The organism is Nocardia sp. NPDC049190 (assembly GCF_040648115.1).
Classification (GTDB): Bacteria; Actinomycetota; Actinomycetes; order Mycobacteriales; family Mycobacteriaceae; genus Nocardia.
Map to the genome: position 1 here is coordinate 66,348 of NZ_JBEZDE010000016.1, position 22,552 is coordinate 88,899.

The 22,552-nt window shown below is 63.3% G+C and carries 17 protein-coding genes and 1 pseudogene; 7 read left to right on the plus strand and 11 right to left on the minus strand.

Annotation, left to right across the window (positions count from 1 at the left end; translation table 11 throughout):
* Positions 1–34: 34 nt before the first annotated feature.
* Positions 35–307 (plus strand): hypothetical protein, encoded by a 273-nt coding sequence (locus tag AB0B25_RS16300; protein WP_357179493.1) that lies wholly within the window; start codon positions 35–37, stop codon positions 305–307.
* A gap of 205 nt (positions 308–512) precedes the next feature.
* On the opposite strand, the gene AB0B25_RS16305 is transcribed toward AB0B25_RS16300, so the two are convergent.
* Complete coding sequence (locus AB0B25_RS16305; RefSeq protein WP_357179496.1) at positions 513–1,103, minus strand: TetR/AcrR family transcriptional regulator; 591 nt, start codon at positions 1,101–1,103, stop codon at positions 513–515.
* Between the two features lie 117 nt (positions 1,104–1,220).
* On the opposite strand from AB0B25_RS16305, the gene AB0B25_RS16310 reads away from it, so the two are divergent.
* On the plus strand, positions 1,221–2,429 hold the full coding sequence (locus AB0B25_RS16310; protein WP_357179499.1) for an FAD-dependent monooxygenase: 1,209 nt from the start codon (positions 1,221–1,223) through the stop codon (positions 2,427–2,429).
* 270 nt (positions 2,430–2,699) lie between these two features.
* Here the strand turns inward: AB0B25_RS16310 and AB0B25_RS16315 are convergent, their stop codons facing one another.
* The 6 genes from AB0B25_RS16315 to AB0B25_RS16340 all read right to left on the minus strand — a co-directional run bounded on the left by AB0B25_RS16315 (position 2,700) and on the right by AB0B25_RS16340 (position 9,728).
* Complete coding sequence (locus AB0B25_RS16315) at positions 2,700–3,887, minus strand: glycoside hydrolase family 19 protein (protein ID WP_357179502.1); 1,188 nt, start codon at positions 3,885–3,887, stop codon at positions 2,700–2,702.
* A gap of 883 nt (positions 3,888–4,770) precedes the next feature.
* On the minus strand, positions 4,771–6,777 hold the full coding sequence (locus tag AB0B25_RS16320; RefSeq protein WP_357179505.1) for an FAD-dependent oxidoreductase: 2,007 nt from the start codon (positions 6,775–6,777) through the stop codon (positions 4,771–4,773).
* A gap of 629 nt (positions 6,778–7,406) precedes the next feature.
* A complete protein-coding gene (locus AB0B25_RS16325; protein ID WP_357179508.1) occupies positions 7,407–8,396 on the minus strand; it encodes a terpene synthase family protein in 990 nt (329 codons plus the stop codon).
* Positions 8,397–8,446: 50 nt separating this feature from the next.
* Positions 8,447–9,256, minus strand: coding sequence for a polyprenyl diphosphate synthase (uppS, locus tag AB0B25_RS16330; RefSeq protein ID WP_357179511.1), 810 nt, complete (start codon positions 9,254–9,256; stop codon positions 8,447–8,449).
* The gene (locus AB0B25_RS16335; RefSeq protein WP_357179514.1) at positions 9,189–9,413 is read right to left on the minus strand and encodes a hypothetical protein; all 225 of its coding nucleotides are present in this window, start codon (positions 9,411–9,413) and stop codon (positions 9,189–9,191) included. Before AB0B25_RS16335 ends, uppS begins: the two co-directional genes overlap by 68 nt.
* Positions 9,414–9,545: 132 nt before the next feature.
* On the minus strand, positions 9,546–9,728 hold the full coding sequence (locus AB0B25_RS16340; RefSeq protein ID WP_357179516.1) for a hypothetical protein: 183 nt from the start codon (positions 9,726–9,728) through the stop codon (positions 9,546–9,548).
* A 1,480-nt stretch (positions 9,729–11,208) separates the two neighbouring features.
* On the opposite strand from AB0B25_RS16340, the gene AB0B25_RS16345 reads away from it, so the two are divergent.
* The gene (locus tag AB0B25_RS16345; protein WP_357179519.1) at positions 11,209–11,637 is read left to right on the plus strand and encodes a hypothetical protein; all 429 of its coding nucleotides are present in this window, start codon (positions 11,209–11,211) and stop codon (positions 11,635–11,637) included.
* 90 nt (positions 11,638–11,727) lie between these two features.
* Here the strand turns inward: AB0B25_RS16345 and AB0B25_RS16350 are convergent, their stop codons facing one another.
* On the minus strand, positions 11,728–13,128 hold the full coding sequence (locus tag AB0B25_RS16350; protein WP_357179521.1) for an NAD-dependent succinate-semialdehyde dehydrogenase: 1,401 nt from the start codon (positions 13,126–13,128) through the stop codon (positions 11,728–11,730).
* A gap of 556 nt (positions 13,129–13,684) precedes the next feature.
* On the opposite strand from AB0B25_RS16350, the gene AB0B25_RS16355 reads away from it, so the two are divergent.
* The 4 genes and pseudogenes from AB0B25_RS16355 (at position 13,685) to AB0B25_RS16370 (ending at position 19,048) form a co-directional block, all read left to right on the plus strand.
* Entirely contained in the window at positions 13,685–14,560 is an 876-nt protein-coding gene (locus tag AB0B25_RS16355) for a hypothetical protein (protein ID WP_357179524.1), read from the plus strand.
* Positions 14,561–15,048: 488 nt separating this feature from the next.
* Positions 15,049–16,575 (plus strand): FAD-dependent monooxygenase, encoded by a 1,527-nt coding sequence (locus tag AB0B25_RS16360; RefSeq protein ID WP_357179527.1) that lies wholly within the window; start codon positions 15,049–15,051, stop codon positions 16,573–16,575.
* Between the two features lie 682 nt (positions 16,576–17,257).
* A pseudogene (locus tag AB0B25_RS16365) lies at positions 17,258–18,265 on the plus strand (family 2B encapsulin nanocompartment shell protein); the annotation flags it as partial.
* The gene (locus tag AB0B25_RS16370) at positions 18,257–19,048 is read left to right on the plus strand and encodes a hypothetical protein (protein WP_357179660.1); all 792 of its coding nucleotides are present in this window, start codon (positions 18,257–18,259) and stop codon (positions 19,046–19,048) included. The pseudogene AB0B25_RS16365 and the gene AB0B25_RS16370, both read left to right, overlap by 9 nt.
* Positions 19,049–19,311: 263 nt before the next feature.
* On the opposite strand, the gene AB0B25_RS16375 is transcribed toward AB0B25_RS16370, so the two are convergent.
* The 3 genes from AB0B25_RS16375 to AB0B25_RS16385 form a co-directional block, all read right to left on the minus strand.
* The gene (locus tag AB0B25_RS16375) at positions 19,312–19,707 is read right to left on the minus strand and encodes a hypothetical protein (RefSeq protein ID WP_357179530.1); all 396 of its coding nucleotides are present in this window, start codon (positions 19,705–19,707) and stop codon (positions 19,312–19,314) included.
* A 709-nt stretch (positions 19,708–20,416) separates the two neighbouring features.
* Complete coding sequence (locus AB0B25_RS16380) at positions 20,417–20,623, minus strand: hypothetical protein (protein ID WP_357179532.1); 207 nt, start codon at positions 20,621–20,623, stop codon at positions 20,417–20,419.
* Positions 20,624–20,945: 322 nt separating this feature from the next.
* A partial coding sequence (locus tag AB0B25_RS16385; RefSeq protein WP_357179535.1) for an IPT/TIG domain-containing protein occupies positions 20,946–22,552 on the minus strand: 1,607 nt, incomplete at its 5' end.

Below are 22,552 nucleotides of genomic sequence, written 5' to 3' on the forward strand. Positions count from 1 at the left end.
TGAGATCGCGGGGTTGGCTCGGGATACTCACGCGATGAACAACTGCGCACCGTTCGATGCGGCCCAACAGAGTTGGGACGGGCCTTGGTACCGGGTCCGTACGGACATCGGGGCGTCCTTCCTGCCCAGCGCCGGTGAGGACCTGGATGCGGTGTGCAACGTCGATGTCGAGGTCCGGCTCCCGGATGGCTCGCGCTGGAGCGCGACCGTGTTCACCATCGCCGAGGTCGAACGACTGATGGGGAGTTGGTCCCGAAGAGCGGTGAGGCCATGGGTGGCCGCTACTTCTGGTACTCCGACGGTCTGATCGTGCGAGATCCCGGCATCGCCAACATAACCCAGGTGATCACCGGCCTGCTCAACGTCGGCGAGTTCGACGAGATCCTCCAACGACTCGATGACGAGTGATCAACCATCCGCATTCTGAAACGATCGGTAAGTGTGGGGCACTGGCTGGAACGAGCCGAGCGTGGTTCCAGCCGTTCAGGCCATACTTCCTGATCGAGGAAGTGTTATGGCGCTGGGGCATCGGTGAGATGTGCGGCCAGCTCCAGCACACCGTCGGCGATGTCCGGCCCGGAAGGTGCGCGTTCGGGGTCGATCATCTGTTGGATCAGCACACCCGACATCAGGGCCAGTTGCACAGCGCCGACGGTTCGGGTCCGGTTGTCCAGCGTTTCCGGTGGGATACCGAGTAGCCCGACGGCGAGCCCGCTGCGGCCTTGCCGCATGCTTTCCATCAGTAGTTCGCGGACCTTGGGTGTGTGTTCGGCTTGGACCGCGGCCTCGATCGAGGCCAGCCAAAGCTGCCGGTTCGCGGCATGGCTCGCGATCGTTTGTCGCCAGAACGCCTCATACCGCTGTCGAGGGCTGGCGTCCGGATCCAGGGCAGCGTGCACGGCACGCTCGACCTCCGCGCCCCAATCCTCCATCGCCTGGGTGAACGCCTCGATCAGCAGTGCCTCCCGGGACCCGAAGTGATAGCCGATAGCCGCGTGGTTGACGCCGGCTGCCGCGGCGATATCGCGGACGGTCGTGCGTGCCCAGCCCTTCTCCTTGAGGCACTCGAGCGCTCCAGCCAGCAGGTCTTCCCGGTTTCCCATGGCACACAGCCTATATGGTTTGTCCGAATGGATCATCCAGGTGGATTGACCAAATGGATAAGACAACTGTATGGTTGCGGTTCAGCGCAACACCCGGTGACAGCACGAGGAGTTCTCATGGCCAGGTCCGTACTCATCTCCGGCGCCGGGATCGCCGGGCCCTCATTGGCGTACTGGTTGGGCAGGTGTGGGTACGCCGTCACCGTTGTGGAACGGGCGCCTGGACTACGCGTCGGCGGGTCGGCCGTCGACTTTCGCGGTGACCAACTGGCGCTGCTCCAGCGCATGGGCATACTCGCTGAAATTCGGTCCCACCGAACAGGTATGGGAGACCAGACGGTGGTCGACGCTGATGGCCGCCGGCTGGCGACGTTCCCGTCTGCGATGTTCAGCGGCGAGGTCGAGATCGACCGTGCCGATCTCTCCCGGATTCTCTACGACCACACCAGGCGCGACGCCGAGTACGTCTTCGACGACCACATCACGGCGATGGCCGAGACCGCCGAGGGTGTCGAAGTGACGTTCGCCCGCGGGGAGACTCGCGGGTTCGATCTCGTTGTCGGCGCGGACGGGTTGCACTCGGTCGTACGCCGGCTGTCCTTCGGCGACGACCACGAATTCCGGTGCGACCTGGGATATTGCGTCGCAGGGTTCACGGTCGCGAACTCCTTCGGCCTCGAACGCAGTGGGCTGATCTACAACGAACCGGGCTGTTGCGTGACGGTCGCCAGCGCGCGAGATACCACTCGGGCGGCTGTCGGCTTCATGTTCGCCGCCACGACATCGGACTACGATCGCCACGACACCGACGAGCAGAAACGCATCATCGCCCAGCACTTCGCCGGCGCTGGCTGGAAGGTGCCGGCACTGCTCGAGGCAATGCGGGAGGCGCCGGACCTCTACTTCGACAGCCTGAGCCAGATCCGACTGGATCGGTGGTCCACCGGACGAGTGGTACTGCTCGGCGATGCCGCCTGGTGCGCTGGTCCAGGTGGCAACGGGACCGGGCATGCGATGCTGGGCGCGTACACCCTGGCGGGCGAGATCGCGTTGGCAGGCGGCGACTACCGGATCGGGTACCGGCGCTATGAGCAGATCATGCGTCCGGCAGTGGAGAAGTCGCAGAAGTTCGCCACTGGTGCCGGGCGCTTCCTCGCCCCGCCGTCGGAACGAAAGATCCGCCAGCGCAACCGCACTTTTCGGATCCTGTCATCTCCCGTGGGGGTCGGGTTGATCGGTTGGCTGAGCAGGAGAACCGCGAACACCGGCGCACTCGAGCACTACCCGCTGCCGGTTCTGGCGCCGGACCGAGCGACCCCTTCATGAGTTCTGTTCCGAGCTCTATCCAGAGTGGGTAGTGGTCGGAAATACGCGATGACACTTCATTGCGCGCGAGCCCGGCGCGGCAGTCGGGGTGTAGGTCGAATGACCCGGCGCCGACGGTGTAGGCCGGTGCGGTCACCGACTCCGCGCCGCGCGGCCTCGTCCATTGTTTCGACAACCGCCGCTCCGGGGCTTCGGCGTACAGGGGTGTGGAGTTCGCGCAGGTCCGAGGCGATGCGCGGTGGACTCGGTCGTCGCAGTCATCATTGGTGTTCATTCCGCGCCGAGGACCTTGCGGGCGTGGGCGTAGGTTTCGTTCCGTTCTGACGCGCCGTTGTAACCGCCGTTGACCGATCTGGTGATCTCGCTGAAATTTGCTTCATCGGCTTGGTCGTTGAGATTCCTGGAATGCCAATACCAGCCCGCGGTAGCGAAGGCGTATTTCGGATCGGCGGCAAGTTCGGGGTGTCCAACGAGATCGACGTCGAGTGCCTCGCCCGCCGCCCGATAGTTGTTGCGGCCGGTCAGCTGCATTCCGCCTCGGCCATGGAAGCGGGCGCCGTCGCCGGGCCGTGTGTTGCCGAGGCTCGGGCCGACACTGGATTGCGGCCCATAGTTACGATTGAAGTACGCGGCGTCGCCGTATTCGGTGAGCGTTTTCAAATCGTCGGTTTCCACGCTGATCTGGGCGAGGAACGCGGCTTCTCGCTCGGGGGTGTTTATCCCGTAGTCGCGCATCGCCTGGTTGAGATATGGAAGATACTTCTGCAACGTTGCGCGAGATGTGCCTGGGAAGATCCGCTCGAGTTGCGACAGCGTCAGCGGGCCCAAGGTCTCGCCCCGGTCGGTGTTGCGGCCGGCGACAGCGGCGAATTTCGTCTCCGCACGCACCAGCGCCGCGACGACCTCGGTCAGCAGCGACGTCTCCTCGGTCGGCGTCAATTTCTTCGACCGTGCGGCGACGAGCACCCCGGCGGCTTGCAGGATCGGCGCGAGACGTTCCGCCTCGTCGGTGATCGTCTCGATCAACTCGATGGTGTCTGTCGCCGTGTTCTTGACCTTGCCGGAGATTTTCCCGTCCTGCCTTGTCAGATCGGCGGTGAGCCGCGCCAGCTTTCCGGACTTCTCGTTGTAGTGGACCGTCACGATCGATTTGTTCGCCACGTCGTACAGGTCGGCCTCGTCCAGTAGAGCGATCAGGTCCGGCATATCGCGGGTGTGCCCGGTGCCGAGGTGGTCGACCATGAGATCGAACGCGCTGCGGGCGAGTTCGACGACCTCTCGCATCGCGGCGGAGCATTGCGGCGGGGCGGCGAGACGCTCGATCTGTTCCCTTGCACTGGTGATCGACGACGCCGTCGTCGTCGAACCCGACTGATGCGCCGTGGCCTCCGGTGCGCGTAGACCGTATCGCGCAAGGCCCCAGGGATCCGCGGTGACGGGGTCGTACTGAGGGCCCATACCTGTGATTGTCACATCGCAACGCTCGATCTTGGATACGGCGGGGACGGCGCACTCGAACCGAAGCCCCGTCGCCCACCTCGGCCCTGGTGCACAGTCTTGTCCTCGAGCGGTGGGAGTCTGCTCCGAAGGCAGCCTGGCGACGGTTGTCAGAGTATCTGATGGCAACTGTCGTCAGTGTTGTGGTCGGACTAGTGTGGGACCTGCGGCCGATGATGGGTGGGGACAGGACGCCCGTACGTCGGCACTGTCCATCTCCAAACTGCCTCGGTTTCCTTCGGGTGGGTTGGGGACGGTGAATATGTGCACCATCGCTGGAAAGGAGCTGCCGTGTTCATGGCAACCACATGCACTACTTCGCGCCGGAGATTGGCCCGCGCAGCTGTCGCTGGCGCAATCGCTGCTGTATCCCTGACAATACCGACGATTCCGGCCTCGGCCGACCCGGCGACGTCCGTCGCGGTCCGCGCCGAAATCAGACACGACCGTTCGGACGACCGTCCTGGTTTCCATGGCAACGGTTTCGGCAAAGATTGGTGGGGGGATCACGACCGCGGTCGCGGCAATGATCCCTTGTGGCGTCTATTCCGCAATCTCATACCGGGTGGCGTGTTCGGCAGCAGCTGATTGCGTCCTCGTAGTGACCGGTCCGCTGCCGAAAGAGGGCTGGTCGAACGTGTCGAAGGCATCGCGCGGCGCCGTGCAGCCCCTCGGCCGGTTGTATTGCTGCCTGCACACCGACCCCAGACCCACGACGCCGCGAGATCGAGCCTGCACGAGTAGGTGGCGGAGGCCGGCAAACGCTGGCTGTACCCCCAAAGCCGTCGGACCGATGCTGCACCTGTGTTCGGAATTGGCGTGCCTACTCTGAACGGCGCGTGCGTCAGGACGCGATATCACCGCTGTGCCTGGACTGCACAATTCGGCGCGCCCCCGTCAGTGCCGCGGCGCCGAGGACCTCTTCCAGTTGCTCCCAGCGGGTGACCAGGTCGGCGACCATCATCATCATGACATCGGGGAAGGCGTAGAGGAACGTCTTGTAGCGGTAGTGGTCGAGGTAGTAGAGGCGAACCGCGCTCACGGCGGTGACGGTAATGGTTCTGGCGTCGAAGAACAGGTCGTGACCGCCGAGGATACTGCCTCTGCTCAGCACGGCGCGGTCGTAGACACCGCCGAAATCGACCTCCACGTCACCCGCGGCGACGACGTAGACGCCGTGGGCGGTGTCGTCTTCGCGGCAGATGGGATCGCCGGGGGCGTAGGTGAGTTCATCGAACATGGAGGCAAGGGTTTCCAGGTCGGTGTCGACCAGGGGCGCGAACAACGGCACGCCGAAGGGGTCGACGCCGTCGGTGAGGCACGCTACGCGAGTGCGTAGGCAGTCGAAGCTGAGGTGCCTCATACGCATCCGCGCGAAGCGTTTCATCCGGTCGATATCGCGGCGCTGTCGGCGCGAGGTCTCGGTGCTCGGCGGGCTGTAGATCGACGGGTCGTCCGCGATGCGGGCCGCTTCGCGCAGGCCTGACTCGTAGGCACTGTGGACGCAGCCCCAGTGGTAACTGTTGGTCGCCTCGCCCGCGAAGAACAGGCGCGCGTCGACGGGTTCGGCGAGTGTGTCGAGGTCGCGTGGGGAAGCATCGACACCGATGCAGGCGTAGGAACCGAGTGCGTAGGGGTCCGTCGACCACGCCGTTCTGGAAACATGCTTGGGCTCGGGAGTATTCGTGCCGAAGATATCTCGCACGACGCTGGTAGCGTACTCCTGGACCTCGACATCGGCCCAGGTTTCCATGGCGCGTCCGAGCGATGCGCCGAGCAGCAGGACCAGAATCGGCTTGCCGTGCGACTTCCACATGCTGATGACCACGGTCGGGTAACTGTCGGTCTCCCGGCACAGATAGCCGAAGACGTATTGCTCCGCGGGCCAGAAGATTCGGTCGTAATGCAGGGCGATCTTGTTCAGCGTGCCGAACCCGACGCGGTCGATAGCTCGGCGTTTGGTCTCCGGCAGCAGCGGGCAGAACTCTATCCCGTTCGATTTGAGAACGCCGAGTGGCACGGTGACCAGCACCTTGTCGGCCTCGTGGACGCCGCGGTCGGTCGTCACCCGTATCGGCACCGAGCCGTCACCGGTATCGATTCGGCGCACCACGGTTTCCAGTTCGATGGTCAGATCCTCGCCGAGTGCATCGACAACCGCTTGGTAGCCGCCGTGTAGGACGCTGTCGCCATATCCGTAGACGCGGTAGCCGTCTTCCCAGAACTTGAACGACAGTCCGCCGGGATCCTCACCGACGTCTTCGCGCAGGATCACATTGAGGTGGTAGCGGATGGCCTGCTCATCATCGTGACTGTGGCCCGCTTCGGCGAGGATCCGGTCCACGACCGCGGCCAGCGGCACATCTGGATATCCGCGACGGCGGGCGATTTCGGCGCGCTGCTCGAGTTCGTGGAGCACTTTGTCGGCGAGTTCCAGGGTCCTGTTCTTCACCGCTGCGGGGCTGATCTGCCGATCAGGCCCGATCAGCGCCAGACTGTCGAATCCGCCGGTATACGAACTGTCTCCGCCGACATAACTGTGGGGGATCTCGAGTTGATCGACCAATTCGGTGAGCGGATTGCCCTCCGTACCGTGTATCCAGTGCGCGCCCAGGTCGACGCCGTCGCTGTCGGTCCAGATCCGGCCGCCGATCCTGTCGCGCGCCTCCAGCACCGTCACGGCATGTCCACGCTTCCGAAGGGCTTGCGCGGCAGTCAATCCCGCGATCCCGGCGCCGACTACGACTACGCTCGACGGCCCCGTTCCGATCGTTGCGTCGCCGATCGTCGGCTGCCCCGGGATGGCAGGCTCCGAGCCATGGCTCGACGAAATGTCGCTCGACTGGTCCATTGTCACAGTATCGGGGAAATGCGCTGGGTGAGAGAGCGATTCACCAGGTTCACCCACGGCCGATCGACCATTTCGGACCACACTCGACAAACCCGGCCGATTCGGGCCATCCGAGTACTTCCCCATCCGCCACGACACGCCGGCGGCAGAAATTCTCGTCGCCACGAGTCGGCTGTCCCAAACGGGCAACTGGGGACAGTACTGCCACGCCGCGACGGCTCCTGACGCGACGACCTGTGATCGGCAGACACTGTCCGAAGTATTGGAAGCCCGGACTGCTCCAGCCCGGCTGTTCTGCAATTGAGCAAGGGGGCTGCGAGGCAGGGACGAAGCCCTCCGCGCAGACTGTAGTGGCCACGCGGCGGAAGGTAGCGCAACTCCGGCGGGGTACGGGCATGACATTCGAGCCGCCGGTGCCGAGCCCGTGCACCCCGAACACTGCAGGTCCACCCGCCTGCGAATCCGTGCTCGACTCGGATCTCCCTGGTGCCCTTGCCTATGTCCACCGCGGGATCGGTTCGGACGCCCGGTCGTTGTGAAATCAGAATGCCGTCGAGCATCACGAGCTCGTAACCGACCGCATTGGCCGACGGCAGCACCGAGTGCAGGCCCGGGGCCTGCACGCCGAGTTACACCCGGCTGTCCTGATTCGCGTATCTCGGTGATTCCCGGTGTAGTCGCACGTACATCCCCAATCCGTTCCGTACTGTTTCCATCACTTTGTCGACCGCACGGCGCTGACCGGCGGTGCTATTGCGGTATGCGACACTACTTTTCAATGAGCGCTCGGCCTCGATCAAATCGGCGACACGAGATTCGATCATGTCGGCCACTTCGTCGAATGCCGCTACGAGTGACAGATTTTTCTCTGCTCGGACGACATGTATCAAGTTCACTTCACCGGCTGCGTCTTCCTTATGATACGACGCCATGTCGTTCACCCAGGCTGCGATGTCGACCCAACTCTCGCGAAGATCGCACATTTCGATACTATCGTAGAGCACGTCCGATAATTCGATATGGTGCATGAATTCGACGAAATCCAGAAATAGATAGAGTGCGACCGTATTTCGGCGCATCGAAATATACTCTTGAAGACCCGGAAAATGCCCTTCTCGTCGGTTGTCGAGTTCGATCGCCATGGCAAAAATGCAGTCGAGAAAGTTTTGCCGCATTCGTTTTCGCCAGCTGTGCGACTGTCGAGGGTACATCCTCTGCAGGCATCCGGCGAGGGCGGTTTCGATCCCGGGCTCGCGCGTTTCGGCCTGCCCTGTTTCGAGTATGCGATCGAAGCGGGAAATATGGTTCTGGAAGTCCTCCGGTGAGTCGTATTCGTCGAATCCGATTCGATCGTCGAGTAGGAAGCTGCTCTCGCAAGCTATCGTAAATGTAACCAGGTCTTCGGGATCGGAGTCGGGAAACATCTGACATGCGATTTTTGCGCAGTCCACACCGCGCAACCGCTCTTCTTCGGTAGCAGTGAGCGTCCCCAGCCATTTCGTACGCACTGACCGCGCTTTCTTGTCGACTTGCTCCCGGAGAAGGTTTATGCGGGAACTCTCGACATAGGGATCCTCGAACGGTAGGTCCGGGATCGCGGCTGCCCAATCCGTGCTCATGAATATCTCCAAATGATCATCTGAGGATGGTGATGGGTTCAACTGGGGAATTATTGTAGTTGCGTATCGAATTCTCTATTGCCGTTGTCGATACTCCCGAATTTGCGATCGCGTCGCTGATACTCCCGGATTGCATCCAGTAGGTGATCAACGGTGAAATCCGGCCAGAGCGCAGGTGTGAAGACCAGTTCGCTGTAAGCGAGCTGCCAGAGTAGGAAGTTGGAGATCCTGCTCTCGCCTGATGTGCGGATAACGAGATCTGGATCGGGCATATCGGGCGCGTACAGGTATCTACTCACCAGCTCATTGTTCAGATCTGCGGCAGCGACACCGCTCTCGATTATTTTGCGGACAGCATCGACGATTTCATCTCGGCCGCCGTAATTCAAGGCGATGGTGAATGTCATTCCGGTATTGTTCTTCGTCGTCGATGTCGCATAGTCGATCGCCCTACGCAGAGCGCGGGGTATGCGCATCTCGGCGCGCCCGATCCATCGGATCCGTATATTGTGCCGACTACATTCGTCGAGCCACCGGTAGATGGCTCGTTCGATCGTACTCGCAATGAATCTGACCTCGAGCTCGGGACGTTGCCAGTTCTCCGTGGAGAACGCGTATACCGTGAACCATTCGATTCCCAGATCGGATGCGCTTATTGCGAGATCGCGAATTACTCGTACGCCCTGGTTGTGTCCTCCGATTCGGGAACCATTTTGCAGCTGGGACCACCTTCCATTTCCATCCGGAATGCAGGCGACGTGTCGGGGAATATTGTCGGGGTCGAGAGGTGATTTACTTTTCAATGTGAACTCCGTGTTCAATCGGGTTGTCGATGCGAACGTGCCGGGGCACCATTTCATCGGACGGAATGTTCAACAGGGTTGATGTGCCCCTACCGTCTTCGCCTACGATTCCGGTTGATTTGCCGGGCTGTGGATCGATGCCGATGCCGATGCCGCCGATGCCGTGAGGTACTGAGCGGCAGCCGGGATACTGCTGCGGGCCAAGGATTTCCACTGCGCCTCCTCGGCATAAGTAGTGTCGGGTTACGGGAGAATGCTCATGGCGGTAGGGGAGGTCGATGCCCGAGCTAGTGGGCTATCCCGGTGCGCTGCCGAGCGGGGTGGGGGCGGCTAGTCGTTCCAGGCACTACGGGGAGATCGATGCCAGCTCACCACCGGTGACCGCCGAGTGAGCGTCGCCCCAGGCGAGCCAACGCGCGTCCCGCCTCTCGTCTCTGATTCGGGGGTTGGGCCGGATGTTGACGATCGCTCGGTATACCGGGCATACCCCGTATTCCACCGCGCCATTGCGCGCGAACGCCAGATGCATCGGGTGCTGCTGGTGTGTACGGCAACTTGGCGGGCGGTGCCGAGGGAATTGCCGGAGTCGTCAGGCGGCACGACGCGCCAGTAGGCAGTCGCCTGCCTGGTATTGCTCCCCGGGAGACCGGTCAGCCGCAGAATTCGTAGACTCGCTCGAGTCCGGAGAGCGCCGCGCGCCGGTACGGTCCGGTGGTCACCATGGCGGTGCATGGTGTCCGCCGTCGGTAGGCAGCGTGGATAGCATGGGCTCGCGGTAGCGGTTGCGACCGATCCTCCGGTGACGCTCCAGTACTTGTCGATCAGCTGTCGTGCGGAAGTCCTCTCGGTAGCCCGACGTCTCTGTGATACAGAGCAAGTCGTCGACCACTCGCACAAGCGCCGACTGTCGATGCACCACCCCGTGCTCACCGAGCAGAATTGCCGCAACATCCGAGTGGCCTACACCCGTGCGCACCGTGTCGGTGCCGACTGCAATCATCGGTCACCAGCCGGAACCAAAGCGGATGCCCCCGTGGTGAGCTGTAGCAACGGATCAGTCACTGCCGAAATGGGATTCGGATTCGTCAACATCACAACCAACCTTGATTCTCATGGCGAGTGATTGGTACGGCGATGGCCCGACTCCGCTGCGTCCTAGCAGGTCAGAGGTAGAAAGCCGTCCTAAATGATCTTACTGATCCCATCCTCGGTATGTCCGGCATTCGCAGGATTCGGGGGTGCTGGAGGCCCGGACGAAGCGAATCAGCAGCTCGCGAGACTGGAGCCGGAGCGCCGGGGGTGAAGCTCCCAGAGGAACGGCGACGTCGAATCACTGTGTGCCGCAGTGCGAATAGCAGCCGGCGGTGCGAAGGAGGCATCAAGGGGGGCGATCCTCCATGCCGAACGCGGCAGCGGACATCGCCGCCGTGTCCGCAGCCCTGTTTGGTACCTCGGAGTCGTCCGGTAGGTCATCGTCGCCGCAGGATGACACCGACGGCGTATTCGGCCTGCGGTAGGCGGTGTCCCCAACACCGATCCCATCGACCTCGTGGGGCGGATCATCCGATCGGGAAGGAACTGTACGTGCCGTAGGTGAAAGTATTCTGGCACTTCGACTTCGAAGGCGAGGGCCATCTACTCCCGCAACGATGACGGCGACCACTTCCAAACACGCGGGCTTGCTGTTATCGGTACGAACGGGTCGGTGCGCAACTTGAACAACCTCGGTCGGCCCAGAATCCTGGCGATTCCTCCGAGTGTCCGCTGACGTTCGCGTACTCCTTGAATGTGATATGTCAGACCACTCTCGACACCTGACGAATTCTGCCGTATGTGGAGTTTCGTTCAGATCGGTGGGCGTATATATTCGGGAAGTGGTCGATGAGTCAAACCGCACCGCCTGGTGTCCGGGCACGGATACCGTTCGATTCGGCGGTAACTGGCGTTCAATCGCCAGGTTTTCCCTGGCGGCGGGGATTCGTAGGGTAATCCGTTCCAGGAGAAGGGAAATGAGCTTCGAGGTCCTCGGTCGCGCTGTGGTGATCTTGGCAGTGATGGCTTTTTCCAGTTTGCTGTTCGCCGGCGTCGCCAACGCTGCGACAACCTCCACTATCGACAGTGCCACGGCCGTCAGCGGCGATAGCGTGATCGTTTCGATTACCTACAGCTGCGATGCCTCGAGCGATGTTCGGCGGCTGACCGCAGCGATCGACGACAGAACCTCGGGCGCTGTCGGCGCCGGTTATGTTGTGCCGATCTGCAACTCGCAGAGTCACGTGGTCAGCGTGCTGGTACGCCCGAGTGGCGGTGCCTTCGCTCAGGGGCACACAGCGAAGATCGTCGTGGACATGGTCGATGGGTTAGGGGACAGCATCGGGGGCGTGGGTAGCCGGGGAACCTTGACTCAGGGGGTTGGTTCGGTTTTCAGAAGCCGGTGAGTGTCGGCGCTTGCTGCCTTCACCGACTTCATCCCCGTGCCCGGTGACTGTCAACGCCTCGCTGCCGTGCTCAGGAAGCCCTCCCACGGGCTACCCACCGACTCCGGTGATCTTCGAATCCTTCGGAAGGGTGCGAATGAGCTTGCGGTTGGCGAATTCTCCGATTCCGTAGTGCGAGAGTTCGCGCCCGAACCCAGAGCGCTTGGTTCCTCCGAACGGTAGTTCCGGTGCGGTTCCTGTCGGATGGTTGATCCACACCATGCCGCTGTCGAGTCGGTCAGCGACCGACTTCGCGGCGTCGACGTCACCAGAGAAGATGGTCGCGCCGAGCCCAAAATTCGAGGCATTGGCTTTTTCCACGGCGTCGTCGGCATCGGCTATCGCGTACACGACGGCCACCGGGCCGAATAGTTCTTCGCCGAACGCGCGCATGTTCTCGGTGACGCCGGTCAGCACCGTCGCCTCGAAATAGGCGCCGGGCCGGCCGGCACGGTGACCACCGACTACGGCTGTCGCTCCCTTGTCGAGTGCATCTTGCACGAGTTCTTCGAGATCCTCGACCGCCTGCTCTGACGACAGCGGTCCCAGCGTGGTCGACTCGTCCAGCGGATCACCCAGCCGTAGGTGTCCGAGCGCGTCGGCGAGGCCACTGACAAAGCCGTCATAAAGGTCCCGTTGGACGAAGAAGCGCTTGGCTGCCACACAACTCTGGCCTGTGTTGGCCATGCGTCCGGTCGTGGCGCCTTCGATGAGCCGACTGAAGTCGCCCCCGTCATCGAGGACAATGAACGGGTCGCTGCCACCGAGTTCGAGTACCGCCTTCTTGATGTTCCTGCCGGCTCGCTCGCCGACACTTGCCCCGGCTCGCTCGCTACCGGTGAGGGATACACCCTTGATCTTCGGGTTGTCGATGATGCGCGAAATCTTATTGCCCGAGACGAAGAGGTTGGTGTACACGCCCTCGGGTGCTCCCGCATCGGCGAAAAGCTTCTCGAGCGCCAACGCCGACTGCGGACAACTGCTGGCATGCTTGATCAGAACCGTGTTGCCCAGCATCAGATTCGGTCCGACAAAGCGGACCACCTGGTACAGCGGAAAGTTCCACGGCATCACTCCGAGCAGCGTGCCGATGGGCGAAGTGCGCACGACAGCCGAACCATTTTCGACCTCGATGGTCTCATCGGCGGTCATCTTCTCGCCGTTCTCTGCGTAATATTGCAAGATCGCGGATGCCAGCGCGACCTCGTCTCTGCTCTCCCCGATCAGCTTGCCCATTTCCACTGTCAGCAACGGTGCGAACTCGTCGGATCGGTCGGCCAGGAGTTGTGCGGCTCGCGCGAGAAGCGCCGCGCGCTCCCGCTTGTCCGTGGCGCGCCATGATGCGTATGCGATGTCCGCCGCATCGATAGCGGCATCGACGTGTTGGTCGGTGAACTCTTCGAATTCCTTGACCGTGGAGTTATCGGCAGGATTGATAGTGGCGATCGGCATGAATCATTCCTTTCGAAACGTAAACGGTGCGGAAATGTATACATCGCCCGCAAGGTCGGTCGCGCACAAGTTTCTCGTCGTAGTGTTCGCCGCGGATGGTGGTGTACCCACGGGTGCACCTCTGCCGGCGCGTCGTCGGGTCTACTCTGTGGCGGCGCGGAATAGTCGCCTTATTCGTTCGCGCTGCTCGACCAGGAAGTCGACAGCATCCGGGATCGAATTGATCGTTGCAGGTGACATGCTGGTTCTCCTTCCAGGGGGCGCGCTGGCCGCGCCGCAGACCGTGATCTGCGCTCGCAATGCTTCCGCAGGCCGCATTCCCTCGTGGCGGCAGGCGAAACTGAAGCCACGTTCGCCGGGCCGGGCAGTCCAAGGCTGCGAGCAAGACCTCGATCAACGACAAATCTGCCGCAGTGCGGCGACCGGCCGTAGCACCGCGGCGGCACGGAGACCATTCGTGATCAGGTCGATAACGAGGCCGAGAAGTGGTGGCGATTCGTTCTCTCCTGGCCGAGGAAACTCTGTCGGTGAAGTGCGGCGTGCGACCATTGTCGGCATGGGTTCCGGGAGTGCGGCCGCTGCCTGGACCGAACAGCAGGTTGCCGCAGTCCTCGACGATCCGGCAGGCCGGATGGCCCTGATGCAGCGCTGCTACCACGGCCCGTTCGGCTCGGCACCACAGCACCTGGCGTTCCGCCGGGCGGCGATGTCGTTCATGCGATGGCAACTCCGGCGAGGTCTGCTGCGACCACCCTTCAGCGAGCACCCCGGTAGCGCATGGTGGCGTGTGGTCAACGAGCGCATCCTTCGCGATGGCTGTGAAGCGGTAGCCCTCAGCGGGGGCCTTACCGGGCCGACCTCCTCGCAGACAGTCGAGTTCTGGCTGTCGTTCGCCCAGCGCCTGACCGCACGGGCCTGGTACCGAGCACACAACGGGAGCGTGGTCGCCGCCTACCTCGAGCGTCGCGACCTGGCAGAAGCAGAGAATGAGGCTGAGCGCTTCTTCATGAACGTCGTACTCTGCCGGGTGCTGTACACCCACGCCCTCGTCGCGGGTCCCCGGATCGCACTGGGGTGGCTACGCCCGCTCGCCCCGTTCCTCGGTGACCCGAGACTTGGCATGGCCGGTATTTTCTTGCAACTGTCTCGTGTGCTCCCGGATGAGTACCCCCTGCGCAACAGCGTCCCGTTCTACCTGGGTCAGGAACTCGGATTCGGCCGACTCCTGGACTACGGGGTGATCACCCCGAGGCTGCAGCAGCTCTACGAATGGTCAGCCCACGAGCTCGCAGCGCCGGGCCTGCTGGACTGTATTCGTGATGGCGCCCTGACCTATGCATGGTCACTCGACGATCGCGACGTCTGGCAGCCACCGAACTCACTCATCATCCACATGGTCCAGCGGGCGATCCCACCACAACGACCTACCTGAGCGGTCTCAGACCCGCGCCGCGCCGTACCCGCCGGACAAGCCGGGAACTCCTGACCGACCCGACACCCCGAAGCTGTGCACCGGCACAAGGATTCGCCGCATTACACCAGGTGACAGTCGTGGGCGATATCACCGATTGCCCACCTCACTCGATCACGCGCCCGCCACAACTTCAAGGCCCTCGGACGATCCGGATTTCCAGGCGTTCCTACGGCGAGGTGTGGGGCCTGGCTGTCAACTCAACCCGCCCACGGAAGCCCACCACAGGATCGACACAAGACACGAGGGATGCCAATGGTCTCGATAAAACGGTATTCCCGGCACGACGCAGCTCTATTCGCGTCCTGTCTCGGGGATTTTGCGGGAATCGGAGAGTCCTCATTCCTTTCCCTTCTCAAGTTATAGCCCACCGGGGCCTTGCGGCAAGACCCGGGGTGTGCCGCAGAATTGCCAACCTCAGCCAGAATCTGTGGACATTGGAGTTATGCGTGACCGACATCGACGTGCTCATCGTGGGCGCCGGCCCAGCCGGGCTGACACTGGCCGCCGAATTGAGCTTGGCCGGCGTGCGGCCCCTGGTGCTGGAGAAACACCTCGAACCCCGAGATGTTCCGAAGGCCAGCGGTATCGCCGGTCGGATCCTGGACGTGCTGCACTACCGCGGCATTCTGGATCGTTTCGAAGCAGCCAGCAGCGACCCCCATGTGGCCGCCCGATTCCCGTTCGGCGGAACGCATATGGACTTCACGCAGCTGACGGATCCGCCGATGCGGGCGGTGCCGCTTCCACAGCTGGAGATCGAACGACTACTCGGTGAACGCGCCCGCGAACTCGGCGCCGAGATCCGCCGCGGCCACATGGTGGTCGGGGTGAGCCAGGACGAGGCCGCGGCGAAGGCCGAGGTGCGCGGGCCGGACGGACCGTACCAGCTGACCGCCCGCTACATCGTGGGCTGCGATGGCGGCCGCAGCCGGATCCGCGACCTGGCGGGCATCGGGTTCCCCGGCACCACCTATCCGGAGGTCAACCGGGTCGCTCAGGTCCGCCTGGGCGATTCGGTCGCCGTGCATGACAATGGCGACATCGACATCCCCGGGCTCGGCCGGCTTCCCTTCGGATTCAACCGAACCGACCGCGGTATGTTCGCTTTCGCGCCCAATCCCGGTGGCCTGTTCCTGCAGACCGTCGAGGACGAGACTGCCGACTACGACGATGACGAACCGCTGACCTTGACCGAGCTCGCGGACAGCGTGCGCCGTGTGCTCGGCGCGGATCTCCCCATGTCGGATCCGAAGCGCCTGTCACGCTTCACCTTCAAGGATCGGCAGGCCGAACGGTACCGGGACGGGAGGATCCTGCTGGCCGGCGATGCGGCGCACCTGCTGCCCGCCACTGGCACCGCGCTCAATGTCGGCATGCTCGATTCGGTCAACCTGGCTTGGAAGCTGGCTGCCCACGTCCAGGGCTGGGCTCCGGCCGGACTACTGGATACCTATCACGACGAGCGTCACTTCGCTGGTGCGCGGGCCCGGCTGCAGACCCGGGCGCAGGTGGCGCTGCGACGCGGACACGATTCGGCCGCAGACTCGCTGCGCGAGGTCTTCCAGGAATTGCTCAGCGACGAACCGGCTCTGCGCCGCATGGGAGCACTGGTCGGCGGCACCGACATCCGCTACCCGATCCCCGGGGAGCACGCCCTGACCGGCGTCTTCGCAGCCGACCTCGCTCTGCGCACCGATCAGGGCACGACGAGCGTCGCGGAACTCATGCACGCCGGACGACCAGTCTTCCTCGACCTGGCCGACCGCCCGGAACTCCGCGAGATCAGCCGAGAATGGGCGCGCCGCATCGACATTCGCACGGCCGAGACCGATGATCGACCGGCCGATGCCCTGCTGATCCGCCCGGACGGCCACATCGCCTGGGCGGCGACGAACGGCGACCCAGCAGACAGCGCCGTACTCACGCTGCGCGAAGCGCTGTCGTGCTGGTTCGGCTCAGCGGCCGTCGCGTAATCCCGAGCGTCTCACCGCATACGGCTCGACCAGCGGCAGTAGCGCCACGAGGATGGCGACGCCGGGTCGGAGCGAGGAACTCGACGCTGACCCCGGGGGATACCCACCATCGGCAGTGGTGGGATCCGCCTCGGGAGCTGGTCTCGTCGGTCCAGCAAGACCGTGCAGATCACCAGGCCGAGGACGAACGGGTCGTGGTCGATGACGGTCAGGCAACCCTCGGTCGCCTACTGGAACGCCTGATCGATGTTTCCTCCCGATGGGTGGACCCGGCCAGATCCCCGCGCCGGCGACCGCTGGCCCGCTGCCAATCATTGTCGGTCATTCAACGAAATGATGAACGTGCTCGACATTTTCAGGTTTCGCATAACTTGCCTAATGGTGCGGCGCTATGGCCGGAAGAGCAGTGCTAGTCGCGCGCCGACGCTCTCGATCCGGGCCGGCGGATGCCGCGAGTGCGGGCGGAGACGGCGAGAAATCGGCTCGAGCGGAAGCTCAGTCGTTCTGAATGTCGTTGTACGCCGGTTTGTTTGATTTCAGCCCCACGGTGTCGTCCCGGATCTATCACGGTGAACGGCAAGTCCGATGGATGACAAGCGCCGGAAACCTGTTAGCGGTAGGCCGGTCATTGTGGTTGCTGTCGTGTGACACTCCCCACTTCACCTATGCGATTGGTCGAGCTATGCGTGAAACGACAGCAAAACCGAGTCCGGAATCGAACGGGCACAACGGAGTTGGACAGCTCAGCCTCAGCACGGCGGCGGCGCGCAAGTTGGCGGCGACGACCAAGTCGGTTCCACAGATGCAAAGCATCACCCCTCGTTGGCTGCTCGAACTACTGCCACGGGTCGAGGCGCGGGGTGGCGCGTACCGAGTTAACCGGCGTATGAACTACACGCTGGGTGACGGACGGCTGGACTTTCTCACCACCGGCGACGAGGTGCAGGTCATTCCGGCCGAGCTGACCGAACTCCCGTGGCTGCGGACATTCGTCGACGCTGACGTTCTGGGCGCCCTGGCCGGCAGGTTCACGCAACACGAATACGAACCGGGGGAGGTCTTGGTAACGGTCGGCGCTCCGGCCGACGAACTCTATCTGCTCGTACACGGACGGCTCGCCAAACTCAGCGAGGGCGAGTACGGGCAGGAGTCGACCCTGGAAATCATCGCCGACGGAGACTATGTCGGCGACGAGGCACTCGTTGGTCCCGACAGCGCCTGGAATTACTCGGTCAAGGCCACTACGGCCTGCACCGTCATGTCTCTGCCCAAGAAAGCCTTTCAGGAGTTGCTCGAGCAATCCGACAAGCTGCGCAGCCACCTGGACCTATTTCAGACAACCGCAGGCAAGCCACAGAACGTCCACGGCGAGGCCGACGTGGAGGTTATTTCCGGTCATCGCGGAGAGGCGCTTCTCACCGGCACTTTCGTCGACTACGAACTCGAGCCCCGCGAATACGAGCTGAGCATCGCCCAGACCATCCTGCGGGTCCATACCCGCGTCTGCGACCTCTACAACGAACCGATCGATCAGCTCGAGCAGCACTTGCGCTTGACTATCGAAGCGGTGCGTGAGCGTCAAGAATATGAGCTGGTCAACAACAGGGAATTCGGTCTGCTGCACAACGCGGACTTCGGTCAGCGTATCTACACCCGCAGTGGCCCACCCACCCCGCATGACATGGATCAGTTGCTCAACAGGCTGGGGCAGTTCATGCCGATCGAGTCGGTCCAGGACGTGCCGGCGGCGACCAGCCCCACCGAACACCGTCTCCTCGACCTGTGGTCGCGCACCGCGCCGGTCATGTCGCATGGCTGGCGGCGCAAGACTCGCGAGCGCGTCGAGCAATGTCTCAGCGGCAACCTCCAAGAGCGCCGCAACCTCGTCCACGGGCACACCAGCAATCCGATCGAGTACCTCGAACTCAAGCGCATCACCAACGGTGCACCTGTGGTCGCGTGTCTGGTCGAATACGCGCGTGCGACGGAGCTGCCCGCCGCAGTCGCAGCTGATCCGGTGATGCGATCGCTGGTCGACACGATCAACGACGCGAGGATCCTGGTCAATGACATTCATTCCTACCAGCGGGAGATGGCGAGCGAGGACGAGCCCGCCAACATGATATTCGTGCTGCGGAAATTCCTCGGCTGCGACCTCGACCAGGCGGTAGCCATGACCAGCGACCTGGCCCGCTCCCGACTGGACCAGTTCGAGCACCTCGCCGACGTCGAGGTGCCGGCGATGATCCAAGAATGCGGTCTGAGCCCAGCCGAGAGCGCGAACGTGCTCGGATACATCGAAGATCTCCGAGACTGGGTACCCGGCTGGCAGGAATGGTTCGCGCGAACCGAACGATACCCGCAGAATCCCCCGGTGATGACCGTACACGGCGAGCCGGCTGACATCCGCCGCCTCGGCGGCCACACCGGTTTGGGCACCGCCACCGCACGTCGGCTGCTGCTGAGCCCATGACTCCCGACCTTGGCGAGGACTCCTGGCGCGGCCCGCGATCTGGCGCCTCTTCGGACGGCCCTTCGGACGGCTCTTCGTGACGAAAGCTGTTCTGAGCTGCGCAGTCTCGACACAATAGTCCGTGGACCGAGCCGAAAGTAGGTCGCCGGACAGTTATCGGAGGTGTTCAGCGCGTCTGTCAGAGCCCTCGGTTCCGCCGGGTGAAGGCACGTCTGCACCTGACGGAACCGGCGGCGACGGGTGTCGACCGTCGCGGATGCGTATCAGGGAACGGTGACTGTTACCGGCTCGGTGAACGGCATTCCGCCCGTGGGGGTGTCGTCGAAACAGCCGCCCCGGGCGTTGATGGTCGACCCCGGTTCGAGCCCTTCCAACGTTGTGGTCACGGTCTGGTCGGGACCGGCCATCGACTCCGGGGCGCCGTTGCCGAAGAAGTGATGGTTGTTCTCCGGGCCGACACCGGCTTCCGCCCAGCATCGGCCGGTGCGGTTAGGGTTGTGCACCGTCGCAGTCACAGTTCCCGGCCCGGTGCCGGCGAAGGTGACCTCGGGAGCCTGCAGCGGTGCCTGTGCGCTCGCCGGCACGGTGACCGGGCCGAACACGACAAGCGCAGCGGACGCGGCCAGCAGAATGGGTCCCTTGATTCGCTTGTTTGTCATAAAGCGGACCTTATCGGAAGAATGTGCACCCAATGTTCGCTTCCGCCAATAGATTGCGAGCACGGTCGAGCGTTGGTCAGCGTAACCAAGGTTGAGCCTAGAAGGCGCTCGGGGTATCTTGCCCGGTGCAACACGTCTGGCTGAGCGGAAACGTGTTCGAGCGGCAGGTAATCGCACGCATTCGGTACGGAATCGGAGTGTAGGACCCGCCGGTCAGCGAAACGCTCTTCCACCCAATCTGTCTCACGAACGATCGTTGACGAGAGATGTTCGTGCGCGCCGGGACCTCAGGTAGGAGTTGCGGTCTGCTGCCGTCGCTGAACTCTCGGCCTGGACCAGGTCCGACAGTCCGGACGCTGGGGTACTCCCGGCGTATGTGTCAGCGCAACACCCGCATGACGCCGTGCGGCATGCCACTAAAGGGCCATGGGTGCAACAATTTTCGAAGCAGCGGAACCGACTTGTTCCAGGACGTCGCGACATTTCCGTTCCGGGTCGACAAGACATCGACAACCACATCGGCGCAGACGGTCTGCATCGCCGCATCCGGCATGATGCAGCGACACAGCCGCCGTCACCGCCGGGTGTTCGCGGCGCTGGGGGGCAACGTCCCGCAGGCGGCGAATATGGCGGTTCTGTCGCCGTCGAGCCCAGTGCGATAGGAGGCGATCTCGTCGCGGGTGCGAGACCATCCCGAACCTCTATCCCTTCAGCGATGAAACAGTTCGTACCGCCCACCGGACTGACGGCAGAACCAGGTCTTGCCCAGTTCTTCTTTACCGAATTTACTCACCCCGTTCGCGACACAAGCTCCGTGAGTGGAGTAATGGCCAACGGTGTAATCAGCCCTCGCCGTACCCGCCGCACCGAAAGCGAAGGCCGCGACCGTAGCCCCAGTGATCAGATACTTCAGCATGGCGGGAAGTTTATAGTGTGACACTACCGTTCGTCGCCTGAAATGCGTTGTCTGATCGCATGATTCGTCAGTGATGAGGATCGGACGGCCGAAGGGGACCGTGACCGGGGCGTAGAACCGGGTCGGCGACCGCTTACCGCCTTCGAGGTGGAGGTTCCCGACTCCAGGGCAGTGAATGGGGGAAAGTAGTTCGGGTGACGGATCCGGTGAAACTTTCACGGTCGGTGGTTCTTCCGGCTGACGCGATGCGGCTCGGGCCATGGACCTTGACCCGGCAGTGGGCCGTCGGCGATAGCTCGCCGACGGCCCAGTCTTTCAGTTGTCAGGCTCCTGGAGGCGGAACGTAGGTGTAGGTGCCACTGTTACTGGTTCCACCTGGTGTAGTGGCCGTGACTTGTATCGTCCCGGTCCCGGCTGGGGTGATGGCCGTGACCTGTGTGTCGGAGATGACCGTGAACGGAGCCGGTGTGGCGCCGAAGTTTACCGCGGTGGTCCATGTCAGGTCCGTTCCGGTGAGCAGCACTGCCTGCCCGCCGATTTCAGGTCCCAGGTTCGGGACCAGGGTGGTCAGGGTCGGGACCGGAAGATAGGTGAAGAAGACACCGTTGCTGGTTCCACCCGGTGTGGTGGCGGTGATCTGCACCAGCCCGGTCCCAGCCGGGCTGGTGGCCGTGATCTGGGTATTCGAGTCGATGGTGAACGAGGCCGCCGGTGTGGCGCCGAAGTTCACCGCGGTGGTTCCGGCCAGATTTATTCCGGTGAGTACGACTGTTGTCCCGCCGGCCTCGGCTCCCAGAATCGGGAGAGCCGTGATCAGAACGGGGACGTCGAGATAGATGTACCCCAGCACGTTGCTGGTTCCACCCGCCGTGGTGACGGTGACCTGCGCTGTCCCGGCCGCGCCCGCGGGAGCGACGGCGGTGATCTGGGTGTCGGAGTCGACGGTGAACGAGGTCGCCGGTACCGCGCCGAAGGTGACCGCGGTGGCTCCGGTCAGGCCTGTACCGGTGATCACGACCGTTGTCCCACCGGCCACCGGCCCCACGCTCGGAATGATCGTGGTGAGGGCGGGGAGTGCGACGTAGGTGTAGGCGACACCGTTGCTGGTTCCACCCGCGGTAGTCACGGTGACCTGCACTGTTCCAGCCACGCCCACGGGCGCGAGTGCGGTGAGCTGGGTGTCGGAGATGACGGTGAACAAGGCCGCCGGTACCGCGCCGAAGGTGACCGCGGTGGCTCCGGTCAGACCAGTCCCGGTGATCACCACTACTGTCCCGCCGATGACCGGCCCTGAACTGGGAACGATCGAGGTGAGCGCGGGCACCGCCACGTAGGTGTAGGTGACACCATTGCTGGTTCCGCCGACCGTGGCGACGGTGACAAGCACCGTCCCGGTTCCCGCGGGGGCAACCGCGGTGATCTGGGTGGGGGAGTTGACGGTGAACGAGGTGGCCGGTGTGGCACCGAAATTCACCGCGGTGGCTCCGGTCAGTCCGGTGCCGGTGAGCACAACGGTGGTGCCGCCGGTCACCGGTCCCGAACCGGGAACGATCGAGGCCAGCGCGGGCACCGCCACGTAGGTGTAGGCGACACCGTTACTGGTTCCTCCTGTGGTGGTGACGGTGACCAGTACCGTTCCGGTTCCGGCGGGGGCGACGGCGGTGATCTGGGTGGGGGAGTTGACGGTGAACGAGGTGGCCGGTGTGGCACCGAAATTCACCGCGGTGGCTCCGGTCAGTCCTGTCCCGGTGAGCACCACCGTGGTGCCGCCGGTCACCGACCCTGTATCCGGCACCACTGTGGTCAGCGCGGGCGCCGCCACGTAGGTGTAGGCGACCCCGTTGCTGGTTCCTCCTGTGGTGGTGACGGTGACCAGTACCGTTCCGGTTCCGGCGGGGGCGACGGCGGTGATCTGGGTGGGGGAGTCGA